Below are 17,113 nucleotides of genomic sequence, written 5' to 3' on the forward strand. Positions count from 1 at the left end.
GTCAGGGGCGCCAGGCGCCCGCCTGCACCGCGGCCCGGGCGAATTCCGTGAAGTCGCGCGGCGGGCGGCCGAGGGCGCGCTCGACGCCGTCGGCGATCGGGGCGTCCGCGCCGGTCCGGATGGGCCGCAGGCCGCCGCTCCAAAGGTCGACCTCGTCCTCGGACGCCCCCTGGGCGGCCAGGCCCGCCCGGAAAGCGGCCTCATCGATCGGCGTGTAACGCGCCCGAGGGCCTCCCGCTTCGGCGATCTCCGCCAAGGCCTCGGCGATGGTGAGGGCGCGCGGCCCCGACAGCTCGTACACCTCGCCGTCGTGCCCCGGCGCGGTGAGCGCCGCGACCCCGACCGCGGCGATGTCGTCGGCGTCGATGAACGCCGACGCGCCGTCGCCCGCGGGCAGCGCGAGCTCACCGGCGAGCACGCCGTCGCGGAAGAACCCCTCGCTGAAGTTCTGCGCGAACCACGACGGGCGCAGGATCGTCCACTCCGCACCCGATGCGCGCACCGCCTCCTCGCCTTCGAGGTGGGTGCGGGCGGCGGCGAAGTCGTCGGGGAAGTGGCCGGGAACGTCGGCGCCCCGGGCCGAGAGCAGGACCAGCCGCGTGACCCCTCGCTGCACGGCCGTTTCCACCAGGGCGGGCGTCGCCGACGGTTCGGCATCCAGCGGGACGATGTAGGCGGCGTCCACGCCCTCCAGGGCGGCCGGCCACGTGCCCGGGTCGGTCCAGTCGAACCGGGTCTCCCCCGAGCGCGAGGCGACGCACGCCCGAACCCCCTTCTCCCGCAGCCCGGCCGTGACCCGGCGCCCGGTCATGCCCGTCCCGCCGATCACCAATGTCGTCTTCTCTGTCATAGGGCCAGCCTGTCCTGTGCGTCCCTGCGGTGGCCATGTCCCGGGATCCGGGACGGATGTCCGTCCGTTCGCGCAGTGCAGCGAGTGAGGACCGGCCGGGTCCCGTTCGGCCGGGGCGCCGCAGCCGGATTCCGTTGTCCGTCGACAACGCAATTGCGAGCCAATGCGAAAATGATTCGCCAATGCACGAAATGCGGTAATGGTCGCTATAATCCCACGTGGCAGGGGCGTACCGCAGGGAACTCCGCGCTTTAGAGTGGGCCGGGCGACACCGGTTCGCATCCGGTCGGCCGTGCCGTTCCCTTCCTTAGTCTCCCGCATCGGGCACGAACACCCCGAAAACACCGAGGAAGAATGACCGCCTTCAGCATCCCCGCCGCCGCCCTGGAACCCTTGGCCGCGGCCGACTCCCTGAACCGGCGCGTGCGCGCCACGCGGACCGAACCGGCCGAGGACCCCCGCTTCGAGGCGCTGGCCCTCGCCGTGACCGCGAACCTGCCCGTGCTGTTGTGGGGCGAACCCGGGATCGGGAAGTCGGCGGCCGTGGAACGGCTCGCCACCGGGCTCCGCGTCCCGCTGGAGACCGTCATCCCCGGCGTGAACGGGCCCTCCGACGTCGCGGGGCTGCCGGTCATCGGCGACGACCCCACCCGCTTCGGCGTGTCCATGGCCCCGCCCGACTGGGCGCTGCGCCTCGCCGACGCGGGCTGCGGACTGGTCTTCTTCGACGAGCCGTCCCTCGCGCCCCCGGCCGTGCAGGCGGCCCTGCTGCGCGTCGTGCTCGAACGCCGGGTCGGCGGCCTCGCCCTGCCGGAACCGGTGCGGGTGGTCGCGGCCGCCGACCCGGCGTCCGGCGCCGCCCTCAGCCCGCCGCTGGCCAACCGGTTCGTCCACTTGCGCTGGGCCCACGACCCGCGCACACTCGCCCGCGGCCTGGCCGGCACCTGGCCGTCGCCGCGTGTCCCGCTCATCGACCCCGACAAGGTCCCCGGCGCGGTCGCCCGCGCACGCGGAGCGGTCTCGGGGTTCCTCTCCGCGCGGCCCGACCTGTCCCACCGGCTGCCCGGCGATGCCGATGGCCGCGGCGCCGCCTGGCCGTCCCCGCGCACCTGGGAGATGGTGCTGCGGCTGCTCACCGCCGCCCACGCAACGGGCACCGGCGGCGAGGCGCTGGCGATGGCGGTCACCGGCGCGGTCGGCGACGGCGCCGGCACCGAGCTGCTGTCCTACCTCGACCGGCTCGACCTGCCCGACCCCGACCGGGTCCTCGCCCATCCCGACGCCTTCCCGCCGCCCGCGCGAGGCGACCACCTGATCGCCTTCCTCACCGCCGTCGTCGCCGCCGTCCACGACGACCTCACCCGCGAGCGCTGGGAGGCGGGCTGGACCGTCCTGGCCAAGGCCGTCGACACCGGGGTGCCCGATGCCGCGGCACAGGCCGCCGCCGACCTCGCCGCGCTGCGCAACCCCGACTGGGCGGTCCCCGGCGGCATCGACGCCTTCCTGGACCTGCTGCGGCTGGTCGGAGCGCTGCCCGGCGGCCGTTGAACCGCGCGCCCGGACGGCGCTGAGCTGGGGGAGTGGTGGAGCCGCGCGATCTCGGCCAAGATGGGGCGGCGTGAGCGGCACATCCAACTCCTCCCACGGCCGGGTCTCGGGAACGCTGATCCAGATCGGCACGCTCAACGGATCCCTCTTGGCAGGGGAGACCGGCGGGGAGGCCCCGCGTGAAGTGCGGCTGGTGCCCGCGACGACCTCGGTCTTCCAGAACCGCACCGCCGAACTCGCCCGGCTCGACTCCTGGGCCGAGGCCGCGGCCAACGGCGGAAGCCGACTGTGGAACATCGTGGCCCCGCTGGGGCTCGGCGCCACCGCACTGGCCCTGACCTGGATCAACCGCAACCGCCACCTGTTCGGCGACGCGCAGATCGTCATGGACTGCGGCGGCGGCCTCGGCGAGGGGAGGGGCCGGGGCATCGAGGAGGTCTGCGACCGCTACTTCCGGCGGATCGAGCTGGAGACGGAGGGACGGGCGGCGGGCTCGCTCACCGACAAGATCGAACTCTTCCGCTCCCTGACCGAGGGGCGCTCCGTCGTGCTGCTCCTCGACGACGCCCAATCGGCCGCGCAGGTCCGCCCCTTCCTGTCCAACCTGCCCGGGCTCCTCACCATCGCGACCAGCCGCCACCCGCTGCCCGGACTCGCAGATGCCCGGCCGCGGCGGCTCACGCTGGGCCCGATGCCCGACGACGCGGTGGCGGCGATGTTCACCGACATCCTCGAATCCGCCGACCGGGCCGGCACGGAACCCGACGCCATGGCAGAGCTCATCCGGCTGTGCGCGGGCATCCCGCTCATCGCCGGCCACGCCGCCGGGCTGCTGTACGACCGCCCGGAGCTGACCGTCGCCGAACTCGTGGAGCGGATGGCCGAACGCGGCCGATTGGCCGCGCTGGAGGACGGGCACGAGGACGACATGGTGCGCCCGTCGTCGGTGTTCGACGTCTCCTACGCCGAACTCTCCCCGCACGCGGCCGACGCCTACCGGGCGCTCGGGCTGCACCCCACCCGCGACTTCGATGCGTGGCTGGCCGGGGCGCTGTTCCCCGACGACCCCGGGCGCGGCGAGGCGGCGCTGCGCGAACTCGTCCGCCGCGGGCTGGTCCGCGCGGACCCGGCCGGGCGGTACCTGATGGACGACCTGACCTACGAGCACGCGGGGATCCTCGCCCGCCGCCTGTCGGCCGCCGAGGAGCGCGAACGGGTCCGGCGGCGGATCGCGGACTACTACCTCCACGGTGCCGTTGCGGCGGACACGGCCATGTCCCAGCGCTGGCGGCTCGGCCCGCTGTACGGCAGCCCGTCGCCCTGCCCGCTCCCCGATTTCGCCGCCGCCCGGAACCGCCCCGAGGGCGGCGCACGCCGCCAGGGGGACCCGCCGGCGCCGGGCGAATGGGTCGCCGAGAACCTGGCCGCCATCATGGCCTGCATGGAGCGCTCGGGCCGGGTATGGGACGGCGGCCGCCCCGAGCCCGGCTACAACTGGCAGATGGGCGAAGCCACCAACGCCTACTTCACCGCCAACGGGCGCACCGACGAGCGCGCCACCCTCCTCGCCTGGGCGGAAGAGGACGCGCGCGCCTGCGGCCACCCCGACGCCCTGGCCCGCATCCGCGTTCAGCAGGGCGAGATGCTGCTCGGCGCCGACCGCGTCGACGCAGCCGAGGAGCGGTTCCTGGCGGCACTGGCCGCGGCCGAAACCGGCACGGAACCGCGCGGACAGGCCGCCGCGCTCGAATGGCTGGGCATCACCGAGCGCCGCCGCGGCCGGGCCCGGGAAGCGCTCGTGTACTTCGATCGGTCCTGGCCGCTGCTCGACCCTGAACGCAAGCGCAGCCACGCACTCCACCACATGCACCGCGCCGATGCGTTCGCCGTTCTCGGCGAGCGCGACCGGGCGCTGGAGTGCTACGCCGCGGCGCTCGCATGCTTCCGGGAGCACGCCCGCACGGCGGGCCGCGACAACGCGAACGAAGGCAAGGTGCTGGTCGGCCAGGCGGAGCTGCTGGCGGCGGAGCGTCCGCGCGAGGCGCGGACCCTCTTCGAGGAGGCGCTGGACCTCTTCCGGGCCGCGAAGCGGCCCTACCAGGAGGCCAAGGCGCTAGAGGCACTCGGCGACCTGGCGGCCGACGACGGCGCCGCAGGCGCCGAGTACTGGCGGGCGGCGCTCGCCGTGTACGAGCGCATCCTCAACGCCGACGCCGCCGCCCGCGTCCGGGCCAAGCTCGACGGGGGCGAGGGCGCCCACTGATCGGCCGGGACCAGCCGGTCCCGGATCGGCTCGGCCAGGATCAGCCCGTGGTGACGAGGAACGCCGCTTCGACGGTGTGATCGTCCGCGACCCGGACGCGCAGCGGGCTCAGCGCGGCCACCGCCTCCGGGGTGGGTGCGCCGGTGGCCATCCGTTCGGCGAGCACGGTGCACAGCAGCTCCGCCGAGGCGGGGTGGCCGACCGGGTCCAGGTCGATCCGGATGCGGTCCCCATCGCGGGTGCGCACGCTCGCCCCCGCATCGTCGTGGACCACGGTGAGCCGGGCGCCCGGGCGGTGCCGGAAGGTGTCGGCCGACCAGGTCTCCTCGTCAGCGGGCAGCTCGGAGCGGTGCCGGCTCATGATGTCGGCCATCCCGGCGATGCGGTGGTCGTCTTCGGCGCCATTGGCGATCAGCACCCCGAGGGGCGCGCGGGCGGCGCTCGGAGCGAAGCCCGCAACGGCGGCCGGGACCCGCCGGACCGCCAGGTCGCCGGGGTGACCGCCCCACTGCTCGACGTGCACCCAGCAGGACGGGCCGGGCGCGCCCGGAATCTCCAGGGCCGGGGCCGCCAGCAGCGGGGGCTCGACCGTGGGCGGGGCGGTGCCCATGATCCGGTACGCGACGTCGCGGATCAGCCGGAGCGATTCCCCCGGCGCGGAGCTCACCCACGCGGTGGCGGTGGCATGGGTGCGCGCAACGCGCCGTTCGGCCTCGCGGAGCTGTGGGCGGATCGGGGTCTCCGGGTCGAGTTCGCGGGCGGCCTCGAACAGGCGGCCGAGGCCCGATTCGGGGTCGATGGCCTCGCGGCCGGCGGGGTCGAGCAGGACCGGCCGTCCGACGGCGGCGGCGTAGACCCCGACCGAGCCGTGGTCGGAGATGACGTGGTCGGCGGCGATGACCGCCGCCCGCCAGCCTTCGTCCGGCGGCACGAGGATGAGCCCGGCCCGCAGGGCATCGTCGATCCACAATTCGATCTGCGCGCGGCCGTGAGCTGCCCACGCATTCGGATGCAGGACCAGCGCGACCCGGAATTCGTCATAGGGGAGCCGGGCCATGAGGCGTGGGACCAATGCGAGGTCCAGTCCAAAAAGGGATTCTTCGCGCCACGTGGAATTGACGGTGATGAGCCGCTGCCCGGGAACCAGGCCGAGAGCATGGCGGTGGTCGAGACGGCGGGGTGCGCTCGCGAGAAGGCGGTCGTAGCAGGGGTCACCGGCGATGAACGCGATCGGAAGGGCGTCCTTGCAGCCCTCGGCGAGCCGGTCGAGCTGTTCGGCGTGGGAGAGGCCGATCGCCGCGGGGATCAGGCGCCCGTCGTGCTTGAGAGTGTCCTCGGACAGGCCGAAGACCTCCTTCTCCCTTCTCCCTTCTCCCTTCTCCCTTCTCCCTTCTCCCTTCTCCCTTCTCCCTTCTCCCTTCTCCCTTCTCCCAATACTTATTATATCCATTCCCATGGGGAATCCGGAGAATAGGACAGCGAAGTTCGTGTAGATCGTCCCCGAGACTCGCAGCGACGGCGATATCGAAGTCCAGCGATCGCGCCTCCCGCCATGTCAGTTCCACGAACCCGTGCACGCGGATGAACTCCTCGACGCCCCCGGGGAACATGGCGTCGCTCGTCCGGACCACGAAGAGCTGGATGCGCGGGTCGCGGAACGCCGGGAGGACGTCGGCGATCCGCGTGGCCGCTGTGAGGCTGTGGATGACCACCAGCACACTCAGCGACGTCCCCACCGTCCGCCATCCGGGCAGCAGCGCGCTGATCCGGCGGGCGGCCGATGGGACGGCGCCGTCATCGGCGGCGCTCACCGGGCCGGTCGGCGCGCCGTCTCTGTCCGTCCTGTCCGCATTGTCCGCCACAAGGCGGAAATCCTACTGGTCGGCGTTGCCCTCCGCCGTCGCGGGCTCCGCGGTGGTCAGGTAGGCGACGATCATGTCGCCGACCATGGTGCGCAGCCGGTCGCGGTGCTCGGGCGCGGCGAGGTCGCGGTCGAACAGCACGCCGAACGTGTGCTGGTTGGCGATGCGGAAGAAGCAGAACGAGCTGATCAGCATGTGCACGTCGACGGCGTCGGCGCCGGTGGTGAACTCCCCGCTCTCGCGGCCCGCCGTGAGGATGCGGTCGATCAGGCCGATCACCGGTACGCCCAGGTCGACCAGCGCCTGCGACCTGCGCAGGTGTTCGGCCTGGTGGATGTTCTCGATGCTGACGATCTTGATGAAGTCGCGGTGGGCGTCGTGGTGGTCGAACGTCAGCTCGGCCAGGGTGCGGATCGCCTCGACGGGCGCAAGGTGCTCGACGTCGATGGCCGCCTCGGCGGCGCGGACCTCGGTGTAGACCTTCTCCAGGACCGCGAGGTACAGCTGCTCCTTGCCGCCGAAGTAGTAGTAGATCATGCGCTTGGTGGTGCGCATGAGGGCGGCGATCTCGTCTATCCGGGCGCCTGCGTAGCCGTGCCGCGCGAACTCAGCCTGCGCGACGTCGAGGATCTCCGCCTTCGTCCGCTCGGCGTCCCGCCGGCGCTGCTCCCCCTGGGGCGCCCGTGGTGCGGGTTGCGAGGACATGCGGCTCCAGGGGGTATGGGCTCGGAGATCTGTTTTCATCCTAACCCTCCGGGCGCCGCCGGGTTCCGGCTCCACGGGTGACGCCGTCGTATGCGGTCGAGGCGTGCTGGGCGGCGAGCCGGACGGGGGCGTTCACCGCGCCGTACCCCTGGTAGCCGCCGATGCGCTGGACGATCTCGAAGAACACCCGGCCCACGGTGACCGTGTAGAGGTGCAGGAACTCGCCGTGTTCGTCGCGGTCGTAGAGCAGCCCCAGCTCCCGCAGCTCGCGGTGGCGCGCGGCCCCGAGGTCGTAGCGGGCCTCCAGGTCGTCGTAGTAGTTGTCCGGGATCGGGAGCAGGACGCGGCCGCCGTCTCCGCGGTCGTTGAGCCGCCGGGCCGTGGCGGCGATGTCCTCGCTCTCCAGCGCTATGTGCTGCCACGACGTCTGCGGCGACCCGGGGATCGCCCCGATGTTGAGGACCATGCGGACGCCGCGGCCTCCTCCTTCCCCGCCTCCGCTCGCCCCTCCGTCGCCCTCGCCGTCCCCGCCGCCGGACATCGCCCGGCTGCGGACCAGCCCGTACAGGTCGGCGACCTCCAGGCTCTCGTGCGCCCGCAGGCCGAGGAGGGACCGGTAGAAGAGGGCGGCCTCGTCGAAGTGGTGCCAGGGCTGGGTGAGCGCCACGTGGTCGATGCGGGTGACGCCGATGGGCCCCGGACCGTCGCCGTCCGGGGGTGCGCCCGGCGTCGGCCCGTCGAGGACCCCGCGGAAGTCGTCGGTCCAGCTCGGGTGGTCCGGATGGGCCGTCCGGCAGAAGAACAGGGCGGTGCCGTCGGGGGCAGCGACCGCGTCGAGGGGGACGTCGCGCGGCGCCCGCCGGCGCGGGAGCACCGGCGACAGCAGCGCCTGCGCGCGGGCCACCGAACCGGCGGGGTCGGGGCTCTCCAGCCCGATCGCGGCGAGGTGGGGGCCGGCCGCGCCGGGCCGGCCGTCGCCGCTGTTCAGCAGCAGCCGGGCATCCCCCTGCTCCCAAAGCTCGACCGGCTTGCCGCCGTGCACTCCGGTGCGCGAGAAGCCGAGGGCGGCGAGCAGCCTGCCGAGCCCGCCGGTGTCGGAAGGGACCGCCAGCTCGGCGAAGGCGAACCCGGTCGGGACGACGGGGGCGGGCGGAGTATGCAATATCGCCGGTGACTCCGCGGGCGCGGCGGCCGGGCGGGGCGCCGGGACCCGGTCGGCCCGGTCGCCCGCGAGGAGCGGGGCGGTGTCCTCCTCCAGTGCGATGAGGGAGCGCATCGCGTCGACCGCGGTCCGCCTGGCGTCGGCCTGCCGGAAGACGTCGTTGAAGACCTCCAGCGACAGCGGGCCCCGGTACCCCGTCCGCAGGACGTGGGCGAGCATCCCCGCGACGTCGAAGTCGCCCTGGCCGGGGAAGCAGCGGTAGTGGCGGCTCCACTGGAGCACGTCCATGGCCTTGGCGGGGGCGTCGGCGAGCTGGAGGAAGAACACCTTCTCGCCCGGGATGTCCTCGATCTCCCGCGGGTCGGTGCCGCGGGAGAGGATATGGAAGCTGTCCAGGCAGGTGCCCAGAGCGGGGTGGTCCGCCATCTCCACGATGCGCCAGGCGTGGCGGTAGTCGTCGACGTGGCGGCCCCACGCCAGTGCCTCGTAGGCGATGCGGATGCCGTGGGCCGATGCCCGCTCGGCCAGCAGGTGCAGGTGCTCGGCGGCCAGGGCGTCGTCGCCGGCCGCCTCCGCGGACACGGAGGAGCAGACGAGCAGCGTGGTCGCGCCGAGGCGGTCCATGACCGAGAACTTGTGCTCGGCGCGGCGCAGGTTGGCGGCGAGCGTGCCGGCGGGCACGGCCTCGAAGTCGCGGAACGGCTGGTAGAGGTCGATGGCCAGGCCCAGGTCGGCGGCGCGCCGGCGGACCTCCTCGGGGGGCATGGGGGCGGCGATCAGGTCGTTCTCGAAGATCTCGACGCCGTCGAAGCCCGCGGCGGCGGCCGCCGTCAGCTTCTCGTCGAGCGAGCCGCTGAGCGAGACCGTGGCGATGGACTTCCGCATTCCGTGTTCTCCTCCTCGTTCCACTTCTTCTCTGTCCGGTTCCGCTGGTGCGCGCCGCGCATCACACGGCGACGAGGTCGGCCAAGTGGGCGAGCATCCGGCCGGCATCGGGCTCGATCCCGGTGAACAGCCGGAACGCGTGCGCGGCCTGGTGGACGACCATGCCGCCGCCGTCGAGGGTCCGGCAGCCGATCTCGCGCGCGCTCCGCAGGAGCGCGGTCTCCAGCGGGCGGTAGACGATGTCGGCCACCCACAGGCCGGGGTGGAGGTGGTCGGCGGGCAGCGGGAGGCCGGGGTGGGCGGCCATCCCGGTGGGGGTGGCGTGGACCAGGCCGTCGGCTCCGGCGAGCTCCGCGCCGAGTGCGCCGAGGGGGACGGTGCCGGCGCGGCCGGGGCCGAAGCGGCGCTCCAATTCGGCGGCGAGACCCTCCGCCCGCTCCGGCTGCGCGTCGGCGATGGTGAGACGGCCGGTGCCCAGGGTCAGCAGCGCGTGGGCGACGGCGGCTCCGGCGCCGCCCGCGCCGAGCTGGACGACCCGGTCGGTGGCGGCGTGGGGCAGGCCGCGCACGAAGGACAGGGCGAACCCGGTCCAGTCGGTGTTGTGGCCGATGAGGCGGCCGCCGTCGAAGGTCACGGTGTTGACGGCGCCGAGCGTGGCGGCATCGGGGGACAGGTCGTCGAGGTGGGGGATGACCGTCTGCTTGCAGGGGTGGGTGATGTTGAGCCCGGTGAAGCCCAGCCGCCGGGCCCAGCGGAGGAGGTCGCCGACGGAGTCGGCGTCGGCGCCGGGGGCGGGGGCGGGAGCCGCTTGAGCGCCGGGCTCGGGCGCGCCGATGTCGATGATCCGGTAGAGGTAGCGGAGCCCGTGGAGGTCGGCTTCGCGTTCGTGCAGGGCCGGGCTGAGGGAGGGCCCGATGCCGGAGCCGATCAGCCCGATGAGGTGAGAGGTCATCCTGCGTTTTCTCCCGCGGTGTCGTGTCCGGCGGCCGTGGCGTGCGGCGGCGGGGGCGGCGCGATGGGTGCGCGCCGCCCCCGCTGAGCTAGATAATGTACGAACTGGTACGTTACTTGACCTTAGCCCGGGCGGACCGTGTCCGTCAGCCCGCCGTTGGTCACAGGGCCCTCCGGCGCCGGGATGCGGCCCAGGTCGGCGGTGGGGGTGTGGGCGGTCTCGCGGGCGGTGAGCGCGGCGACGACGGGGATCAGGAGCAGGACGGCGGAGAGCCCCGCGACGCCGACCCAGTTGTCGCCCTCCGGCCCGGCGATCCAGGCGGCGAGGGTGGCGGAGAACCCGGCGATCCCGTACCCGATCTGGGTGCCGATCGCCATACCCGACAGCCGGACGCGGGTGCTGAACATCTCGCCGTAGAACGCCGGCTGGAGGCCGTTGGCCGCACTGCACACGACGCCGAGCAGCAGGATGCCGACCGCGAAGATCAGCGCGTAGTTCCCCGTGGAGATCGCCCACAGGTAGGCGACCATCAGCACGGCGGACCCGGACGACCCGAAGATGAACACCGGCTTGCGCCCGATCCGGTCCGACAGCCGCGCCCACAGCGGGATGGCGATGAGCGCCACGCAGTTTCCGGCCACGGCCACCCACAGCAGCGCCGACCGGTCCAGGCCGACCGTGTCGGCGGCGAACGCCAGCGCCCAGACCCCGGCGATCGTGCTGACGGAGGCGTACAGGGCCGCGGCGGTCACGCGCAGGACGTCGGCCCAGTGGTGGCGGAAGAGGAGGGCGAGCGGCATCCGGGCCACCTTGCCCTCGGCCGCGACCCGCTCGAACTCCGGCGTCTCCGCCATCCGCCGCCGGATGATGTAGCCGACCACGGCGACGACCACGCTGAACCAGAACGGGATCCGCCAGCCCCAGGTCAGCAGCTGCTCGTCGGGGAGGGCGGCGATGGGCAGGAACGCCACGGTGGCGAGGATCTGGCCGGCCTGGGTGCCGTTGAGCGTGAAGCTGGAGTAGTACCCGCGCAGGTGCGCAGGGGCGTGTTCGAGCGTCATGGACCCGGCGCTGGCCTGCTCGCCCGCTGCGGACAGGCCCTGGAGCAGGCGGAGGGTGACCAGCAGGGCGGGCGCCAGGACCCCGACCTGGTCGTAGGTGGGCAGGCAGCCGACGAGGAACGTGGATACGCCCATGAGGACGAGGGTGAAGAACAGGATCTTCTTGCGGCCGAGCCGGTCGCCGAAGTGCCCGAGGACGAACGCGCCGAGGGGACGGGCGGCGTAGCCGACCCCGAAGGTCGCCAGGGAGAGCAGGGTGGCGCTCGCGGGGTCGGATTCGGGGAAGAAGACCCGGCCGAAGATGAGGGCGGCGGCGGTGCCGTAGATGAAGAAGTCGTAGTACTCCAGCGCGCTGCCGACCCAGGCGGCGATGGCCGCTTTCCGGGGCTGGCCCTGCGCGCCGCCGGCCCCCGGAACGGGGGTGCGGGGGGTGTCGGTCACGAGAGGCTCCATCCGGTGTGGTGGTGAAGTTACGAACTAGATAGTTAATTAGCGCGCTGCTACGTATGGTGTGGTGACCCAGGTCACCTGTCAACCCCCCTGGGATGGTCCTTTGCCCGGGCGGACGGCCCTTTCGGCGAGTGGCGGGTCCGGGCAGCGAAACGGGGGGCGCCCCGCGCTCGGTGAGCGCGGGGCGGCCCCCGTGAGGAGCGTGTTCGCGTGGTGGATCAGGCGCGGGCCAGTACCCGGGTGCGGACCGCGCCGAGGGAGTACCAGACGGCCGGGGCCAGGACGATGTGCATCAGCGAGAGCGCCACCCGGGTCGGGATGTCGGCGTCCAGGAGGATCGCCGGGCTTGCGGTCGACAGCAGGGCCAGGGCCGTGCCTGTGATCTGGGCGGTCCGCAGGAAGCCCGTCCACAGGAGCGACAGGCCGATGGCGGCCAGGAAGCCGATGGCCAGCGGCACGGTGGAGCTGATGGCGACGCCTCCGGCGGTGACGGCGACGATCGCCCCCGGGTCAGCAGGGTCGGCGTGGGTCATGGAGGCGCCCGCCAGGTGGCCGATGCCGAAGATCAGCAGGTTGGCCGCCACGCTCGCGGCGACGGCGATGACCCCCGCCTGCCACCACGCCAGCCCCGGGAGGCGTGCGGGCGGTGATGCGGTGTTCGCGGCGATGCCACCGCTCGGCGACTGGGTGGTCATGGGTTCTCCCGAGGTTGTCCGATTTGACCGTATGCCCCCAGGGTCGTACCTCAACCAAAGTTGATGTCAAGTCGGGGGGTCGCGGGCGCGCACGCGGGGGTGTGTCCCGGGTCAGCGCGGGGCGGTCGGCGGCGTGAGCCGGCCGATGCAGGGGAGGAACCGTCCCACCTTCGCGGCGTAGTCCCGGTAGGCCTGCCCGTGCGTGCGCAGCAGGTAGGGCTCCTCCACGGCGCGCACCTGGATCTGGACGGCGGCGACGAGGAGGAGCAGCCCGGCCGCCGACACCGCGTTCGGCACGGCGAGGACGGCCCCCAGAGGTAGGGCGGTCACGAGGGTGAAGATCGGGTTGCGCACCATCCGGAACGGGCCGCGGGTGACGAGCCGCGTGCGTTCGTCGGGGTCGACGCCCACGCGCCAGGAGGAGCCCATCGCGATCTGCGCGATCGGCGTCGCGACGATCGACGCGGCGATGAGGGCCAGGCCGATCCCCGCGACCACCGGGTGCGGTGTCAGAGTGGGGACGGCGACGGGCCCGGTCGTGGCCCCCGCGATGTCGGCTACGGGCCCCGCTGTGCAGGAGAGGAGGGCGGCGATGAAGAGGAGCTTCGCCCACCATTGAGCGGAGCCGGGGCGGGGGGAGATGCGCAGTCCGGTGTCCCCGGTGCGCCGGTACTGCCGCCAGGTCTGCCGGGCGAAGGCCAGGGCCAGCCAGCCGATGTAGGCGCACAGGACGATCCATGCCATGGCGATTCCATTCAGTACAGTGTTTGCTGTATTCACCGTGGACTGAATCATCGATGGACAAACATGTCAACGTTCGTTAGGTTGTTGTCATGTCGACGGACGAGTGTGAACTGCTGTGCATTGACCTCCCGCACGCCGAGGACGTGCGCTCGCGCGTGGCCGCCGAGGAACCGGCGCGGGCGGCGGCCGAGCGCGCGAAGGCGCTGGCCGATCCGACCCGGCTGCGGATCGCCAGCGCGCTGGAGGTCGGCGACGAGCTGTGCGTCTGCGACCTCGCGTGGGTGTGCGGCGCCTCGAAGAACCTGGTGTCCCACCACGCCCGGCAGTTGCGCATCGCCGGCCTGGCGGCGTCGCGGCGCGACGGCAAGCTGGTCATGTACCGGCTCACCGACACCGGCCGCGCACTCCTGTCCGTGCTGACCGCCGCCGCTCCCGCGGCCTTAGGGGAGTAGGCGCGATGTCGGACCTGTGCTGTGGTGAACCGGAACCGGAACCGCGTCCACGGAGCCTGCTGCGCCTGAGATCCGCCCGGACGATGCTCTCCGCCGAGCCCGTTATCTGCGAGTGTGAATGCTGTTCTTCCGGAGACCGCGTCCTCGGGAGCGCCCACCCGACGCGCCACCGCGCCGAGCGAGCGGCGCGAGATTCGGCGGATGCACACGATGCGCTTGATGCACCCGGCCCGCCCCAAGGGGCGGCCGGAGTCGCCCCCACCACACCCACCTGCACCTGCTGCGCCCCCACGCGCAGCATCACCGACGTCGTCCGGCTGACCGTGCGCCCTAGCGCGGCGGAGGCGGGAACCGCCGGCACCCCCGGCTCACCGTCGATCCCCGCCGGGACCGCGACGGGCGTTACGGCCGCGGTCGGCGCCGAGGCGGCCACCTGCGGGTGCTGCGCACCCGAGGGTGGGGTCGCGGATACGGCGGGGGACATGGGCGCTCCCGGAGCGTCCGGAACCGCCGGTAGCGGGACCGGTCGCGCCGACGCCGCGAAATCGGGCGACGGATGTGGTGACCCCACCTGCACCGGGTCCGGCGCCGCCGAGGCCGACGAGCTCGGCGGGCCGCGACCGCTGTGGCGTTCGGCCGCCGCGCGCTGGGCCGGTGCCGCCGGGGTCTTATGGACGGCGGGGCTTGCGGCCGGCTTCCTCGAGGCTGATGCGGTGTCGACGGCGTTGTACGCGGGCGCGATCGCGGCGGGCGGGTGGACGTTCGTCCCGGGCACCTTGCGCGCCCTGGTCCGGGGGCGGCTCGGCGTCGGCACGCTCATGACGGTCGCGATGGCCGGCGCCGTTCTCCTCGGGGAGATCGGCGAGGCGGCGATGCTCGCCTTCCTGTTCTCCCTCGCCGAAGCGTTGGAGGACCACGCCGTCGCCCGCACCCGGCACGGGCTGCGCGCGCTGCTGGAGCTGGTGCCCGCCCGAGCCACCGTGCTGCGCGGGGGACGTGAGGTCACCGTCGCACCGGACGAGCTCGCTCCGGGCGATGCCCTCCTGGTCAGGCCGGGGGAGCGCGTCGCCACCGACGGCGTCGTCATATCGGGGCGGTCCACCCTGGACGCCTCCGCCATCACCGGTGAGTCGGTGCCGGTGGAGGCGGCAGCGGGCACCGAGGTGTTCGCCGGGACCGTCAACGGCGGCGGCGCGCTGGAGGTCCGGGTGACAGCGCGCGTCGCCGACAACTCGCTCGCGCGGGTCGTGCACATCGTCGAGCAGGCCCAGGAGCGCAAGGGCGCCGGCCAGCGGTTGGCGGCGCGGATCGCCCGGCCGCTGGTCCCGGCGATCCTGGTGGTCGCGGCGGCCATCGCGGCGGCCGGCAGCGTTTTCGGCGACCCGGCGGTGTGGATCGAGCGGGCGCTCGTCGTCCTGGTGGCCGCCTCCCCGTGCGCGTTCGCCATCTCCGTGCCCGTCACCGTGGTGGCGGCGATCGGCGCGGCCGGGCGCGCGGGGGTGCTCATCAAGGGGGGTGCGGCGCTCGAAGCCTTCGGGGCGGTCCGCACCGTGGCGCTGGACAAGACGGGGACGCTCACGCGCAACCAGCCCGCCGTGATCGCGGTCGAGCCGGCGGCCGGGCGCACGCGCGAGGATGTGCTTTCGGCCGCGGCGGCGCTGGAGGCGCGCAGCGAGCACCCGCTGGCCGCCGCAATCCTCGCCGAATACCCCGATCCGGTTCCGGCCGTCGACGTGGAGGCGATCCCGGGCAATGGACTGGTGGGCCGCTTGTACGGCCCGGACAGGAACCTGGACGGACCGGAAGAGCGCCGGGACGGGGCGCACGGGTCCGTCCTGCGCCTGGGCCGTCCCGGCTACATCGACCCGGGACCGCTCACCGAGGCGGTCGGCCGCCTCCAGGACCGAGGTGCCACCACCGTCCTGGTCGAGGCGGACGGGCAGGTCATCGGCGCCATCGCGATCCGCGACGAACTGCGGCCGGAGGCCGTCGACGCGGTCGCCGAACTCCACGGCCACGGGGTGCGCACGGCCATGCTCACCGGAGACAACGGCGGCACGGCCCGCAACCTCGCCCGCGCCGCCGGTATCGGCGATGTCCACGCCGAACTGCGCCCCGAGGACAAGGCCGCCCTCGTCACGACCCTGCGCGATGGCGGCCCGGTGGCGATGGTCGGCGACGGCATCAACGACGCCCCCGCACTGGCCACCGCCGACGTCGGCATCGCGATGGGAGCGATGGGAACGGACGCGGCCATCGAGACGGCCGACATCGCCCTCATGGGCGACGACCTGCGTACCCTCCCACAGGCCTTGAGCCACGCCCGCCGTGCCCGCCGGATCATGCTCCAGAGCCTCGCCCTGTCCGGCGGCATCCTCGTGACCCTGATCCCGCTGTCGGCCACCGGTGTGCTCGGCCTGGCCCCGGTGATCCTCATCCACGAGGTGGCGGAGGTGCTGGTGATAGCCAACGGGCTACGGGCGGGCCGGAGGCGGTCACATGGGGGGTTGGTTACAGCTGAGCGGAACGGGCGGCGGTGAGGAAGGCCGCCCATTCGCTGGAGGGGAAGAGGAGATGCCCGGCGCCGGGGTGCTTGGAGTCACGCACAGCGGCGCCGGTGGGGAGGTCGGCTACTTCCACGCAGTTGGGCGCTTGGCCGCTGTAGCTGCTCTTTCGGAATCGAAGCTGGTGCATTGATCACTCTCTAAAATCGGCGGCCACGTCTTGGATGAAATCCATGGATGGAGCGACGTTGAGTGCGATCGCCTGGATATCGTCAAAGGTTGCACTGTAACGCTCGACATCCCCCGGTTCCTCGAAGAAGGCGGAATCCGTGACGGTATCCACGTGGACGATCGACTGCGCCGAATCCGCAGTGAATTCAAGGATGCTGAACGGCGCAACGAGTGCGGCATGCGATCCGATCGCGAATGGAAGTAGGCGAATTTCGATGTTCGGAAGCTGCGCCATGTAGAGCAGGTGGGCCATCTGATCCTTCATGACGGCTGGGCCGCCGATCATGCGCCGAAGAGCGGCTTCATCCATCACAACATTCAACTGTGCAGGATTGAACTTCGTCAGGATGTTTCTACGGGCCATGCGGGCCTCGACGCGTCGAGCGATGTCCTTCGGACCGGCGTAACGCCCTCCTTGGAAGAGTGCGTGCGCGTACTCGGGCGTCTGAAGAAGCCCTGGCACCACAAGTCCCTCGAAGCACCGGATGACGGACGCTTCAGCTTCGAAGTCGGGCAGGGCTTGCGCTCCGAAGACCTCGCGGTACTTAGCCCACCACCCGCGTTCCTTGGCGTCACGCGCCAATCTTTGCATCGCTTCGCGGACTGCGGGATCGGACACCTCGTACAGGTCCAGCATCCGGTCCAGATCCACGGACTTGACCGTCTGGGTCTCTGAGTTCTCGATCTTGCTCAGCTTCCCGGCTGCCCAGCCCAGCTCTTGCACGACCTGTGGAGTCGTCAGTCCGGCG

General features: G+C 72.7%; 14 protein-coding genes. 4 read left to right on the forward strand and 10 right to left on the reverse strand.

All coding sequences use genetic code 11. The features are described 5' to 3' along the window. Position 1 precedes the first annotated feature (1 nt). On the reverse strand, positions 2-850 hold the full coding sequence (locus tag ACFOVU_RS19980) for an NAD(P)H-binding protein (RefSeq protein WP_378535841.1): 849 nt from the start codon (positions 848-850) through the stop codon (positions 2-4). A 354-nt stretch (positions 851-1,204) separates the two neighbouring features. Here ACFOVU_RS19980 and ACFOVU_RS19985 point away from each other — a divergent pair, with 354 nt between their 5' ends. Together ACFOVU_RS19985 and ACFOVU_RS19990 are read left to right on the forward strand one after the other, a co-directional pair. Continuing rightward, positions 1,205-2,398, forward strand: coding sequence for an AAA family ATPase (locus tag ACFOVU_RS19985; protein ID WP_378535843.1), 1,194 nt, complete (start codon positions 1,205-1,207; stop codon positions 2,396-2,398). 70 nt (positions 2,399-2,468) lie between these two features. Beyond that, entirely contained in the window at positions 2,469-4,661 is a 2,193-nt protein-coding gene (locus ACFOVU_RS19990) for a hypothetical protein (protein WP_378535845.1), read from the forward strand. Between the two features lie 40 nt (positions 4,662-4,701). On the opposite strand, the gene ACFOVU_RS19995 is transcribed toward ACFOVU_RS19990, so the two are convergent. The 7 genes from ACFOVU_RS19995 to ACFOVU_RS20025 form a co-directional block, all read right to left on the reverse strand. Continuing rightward, positions 4,702-6,117, reverse strand: coding sequence for a hypothetical protein (locus ACFOVU_RS19995; RefSeq protein WP_378535847.1), 1,416 nt, complete (start codon positions 6,115-6,117; stop codon positions 4,702-4,704). A gap of 418 nt (positions 6,118-6,535) precedes the next feature. Then, positions 6,536-7,228 carry a TetR/AcrR family transcriptional regulator gene (locus tag ACFOVU_RS20000; RefSeq protein WP_378535849.1) on the reverse strand — a complete coding sequence of 231 codons (693 nt, stop codon included), beginning with the start codon at positions 7,226-7,228 and terminating at the stop codon, positions 6,536-6,538. A gap of 40 nt (positions 7,229-7,268) precedes the next feature. Beyond that, a complete protein-coding gene (locus ACFOVU_RS20005; protein WP_378535850.1) occupies positions 7,269-9,275 on the reverse strand; it encodes a bifunctional sugar phosphate isomerase/epimerase/4-hydroxyphenylpyruvate dioxygenase family protein in 2,007 nt (668 codons plus the stop codon). Positions 9,276-9,336: 61 nt separating this feature from the next. Next, positions 9,337-10,227, reverse strand: coding sequence for a shikimate dehydrogenase (locus tag ACFOVU_RS20010; protein WP_378535852.1), 891 nt, complete (start codon positions 10,225-10,227; stop codon positions 9,337-9,339). 122 nt (positions 10,228-10,349) lie between these two features. Next, positions 10,350-11,729: an MFS transporter gene (locus tag ACFOVU_RS20015; protein ID WP_378535854.1), complete on the reverse strand. Its 1,380-nt coding sequence runs from the start codon at positions 11,727-11,729 to the stop codon at positions 10,350-10,352. Positions 11,730-11,956: 227 nt separating this feature from the next. Then, positions 11,957-12,433, reverse strand: a complete 477-nt coding sequence (locus ACFOVU_RS20020; protein ID WP_378535856.1) for a DUF6069 family protein — start codon at positions 12,431-12,433, stop codon at positions 11,957-11,959. A gap of 111 nt (positions 12,434-12,544) precedes the next feature. Then, entirely contained in the window at positions 12,545-13,177 is a 633-nt protein-coding gene (locus tag ACFOVU_RS20025) for a methyltransferase family protein (RefSeq protein WP_378535858.1), read from the reverse strand. A gap of 89 nt (positions 13,178-13,266) precedes the next feature. Between ACFOVU_RS20025 and ACFOVU_RS20030 the strand changes: the two genes are divergently transcribed. Together ACFOVU_RS20030 and ACFOVU_RS20035 are read left to right on the forward strand one after the other, a co-directional pair. Continuing rightward, on the forward strand, positions 13,267-13,629 hold the full coding sequence (locus ACFOVU_RS20030; protein ID WP_378535860.1) for an ArsR/SmtB family transcription factor: 363 nt from the start codon (positions 13,267-13,269) through the stop codon (positions 13,627-13,629). Between the two features lie 482 nt (positions 13,630-14,111). Next, on the forward strand, positions 14,112-16,169 hold the full coding sequence (locus ACFOVU_RS20035; RefSeq protein WP_378535862.1) for a heavy metal translocating P-type ATPase: 2,058 nt from the start codon (positions 14,112-14,114) through the stop codon (positions 16,167-16,169). Here the strand turns inward: ACFOVU_RS20035 and ACFOVU_RS20040 are convergent. Continuing rightward, the gene (locus ACFOVU_RS20040) at positions 16,141-16,323 is read right to left on the reverse strand and encodes a DUF397 domain-containing protein (RefSeq protein WP_378535863.1); all 183 of its coding nucleotides are present in this window, start codon (positions 16,321-16,323) and stop codon (positions 16,141-16,143) included. The two genes, ACFOVU_RS20035 and ACFOVU_RS20040, sit on opposite strands and share 29 nt — an antisense overlap. A gap of 3 nt (positions 16,324-16,326) precedes the next feature. Beyond that, positions 16,327-17,113 (reverse strand): helix-turn-helix domain-containing protein (locus tag ACFOVU_RS20045; RefSeq protein WP_378535865.1); only part of this gene is annotated, 787 nt, incomplete at its 5' end.

The sequence above is a fragment of the Nocardiopsis sediminis genome (assembly GCF_042650565.1).
Lineage (GTDB): Bacteria > Actinomycetota > Actinomycetes > Streptosporangiales > Streptosporangiaceae > Nocardiopsis_B > Nocardiopsis_B sediminis.

Coding starts and splice junctions, on each gene's coding strand:
- ACFOVU_RS19980 (WP_378535841.1), bottom strand. CDS start 850: ATGACAGAGAAGACGACATTGGTGATCGGCGGGACGGGCATGACCGGG.
- ACFOVU_RS19985 (WP_378535843.1), top strand. CDS start 1,205: ATGACCGCCTTCAGCATCCCCGCCGCCGCCCTGGAACCCTTGGCCGCG.
- ACFOVU_RS19995 (WP_378535847.1), bottom strand. CDS start 6,117: ATGGGAATGGATATAATAAGTATTGGGAGAAGGGAGAAGGGAGAAGGG.
- ACFOVU_RS20000 (WP_378535849.1), bottom strand. CDS start 7,228: ATGTCCTCGCAACCCGCACCACGGGCGCCCCAGGGGGAGCAGCGCCGG.
- ACFOVU_RS20005 (WP_378535850.1), bottom strand. CDS start 9,275: ATGCGGAAGTCCATCGCCACGGTCTCGCTCAGCGGCTCGCTCGACGAG.
- ACFOVU_RS20010 (WP_378535852.1), bottom strand. CDS start 10,227: ATGACCTCTCACCTCATCGGGCTGATCGGCTCCGGCATCGGGCCCTCC.
- ACFOVU_RS20020 (WP_378535856.1), bottom strand. CDS start 12,433: ATGACCACCCAGTCGCCGAGCGGTGGCATCGCCGCGAACACCGCATCA.
- ACFOVU_RS20025 (WP_378535858.1), bottom strand. CDS start 13,177: ATGGCATGGATCGTCCTGTGCGCCTACATCGGCTGGCTGGCCCTGGCC.
- ACFOVU_RS20030 (WP_378535860.1), top strand. CDS start 13,267: ATGTCGACGGACGAGTGTGAACTGCTGTGCATTGACCTCCCGCACGCC.
- ACFOVU_RS20035 (WP_378535862.1), top strand. CDS start 14,112: ATGGGCGCTCCCGGAGCGTCCGGAACCGCCGGTAGCGGGACCGGTCGC.
- ACFOVU_RS20040 (WP_378535863.1), bottom strand. CDS start 16,323: ATGCACCAGCTTCGATTCCGAAAGAGCAGCTACAGCGGCCAAGCGCCC.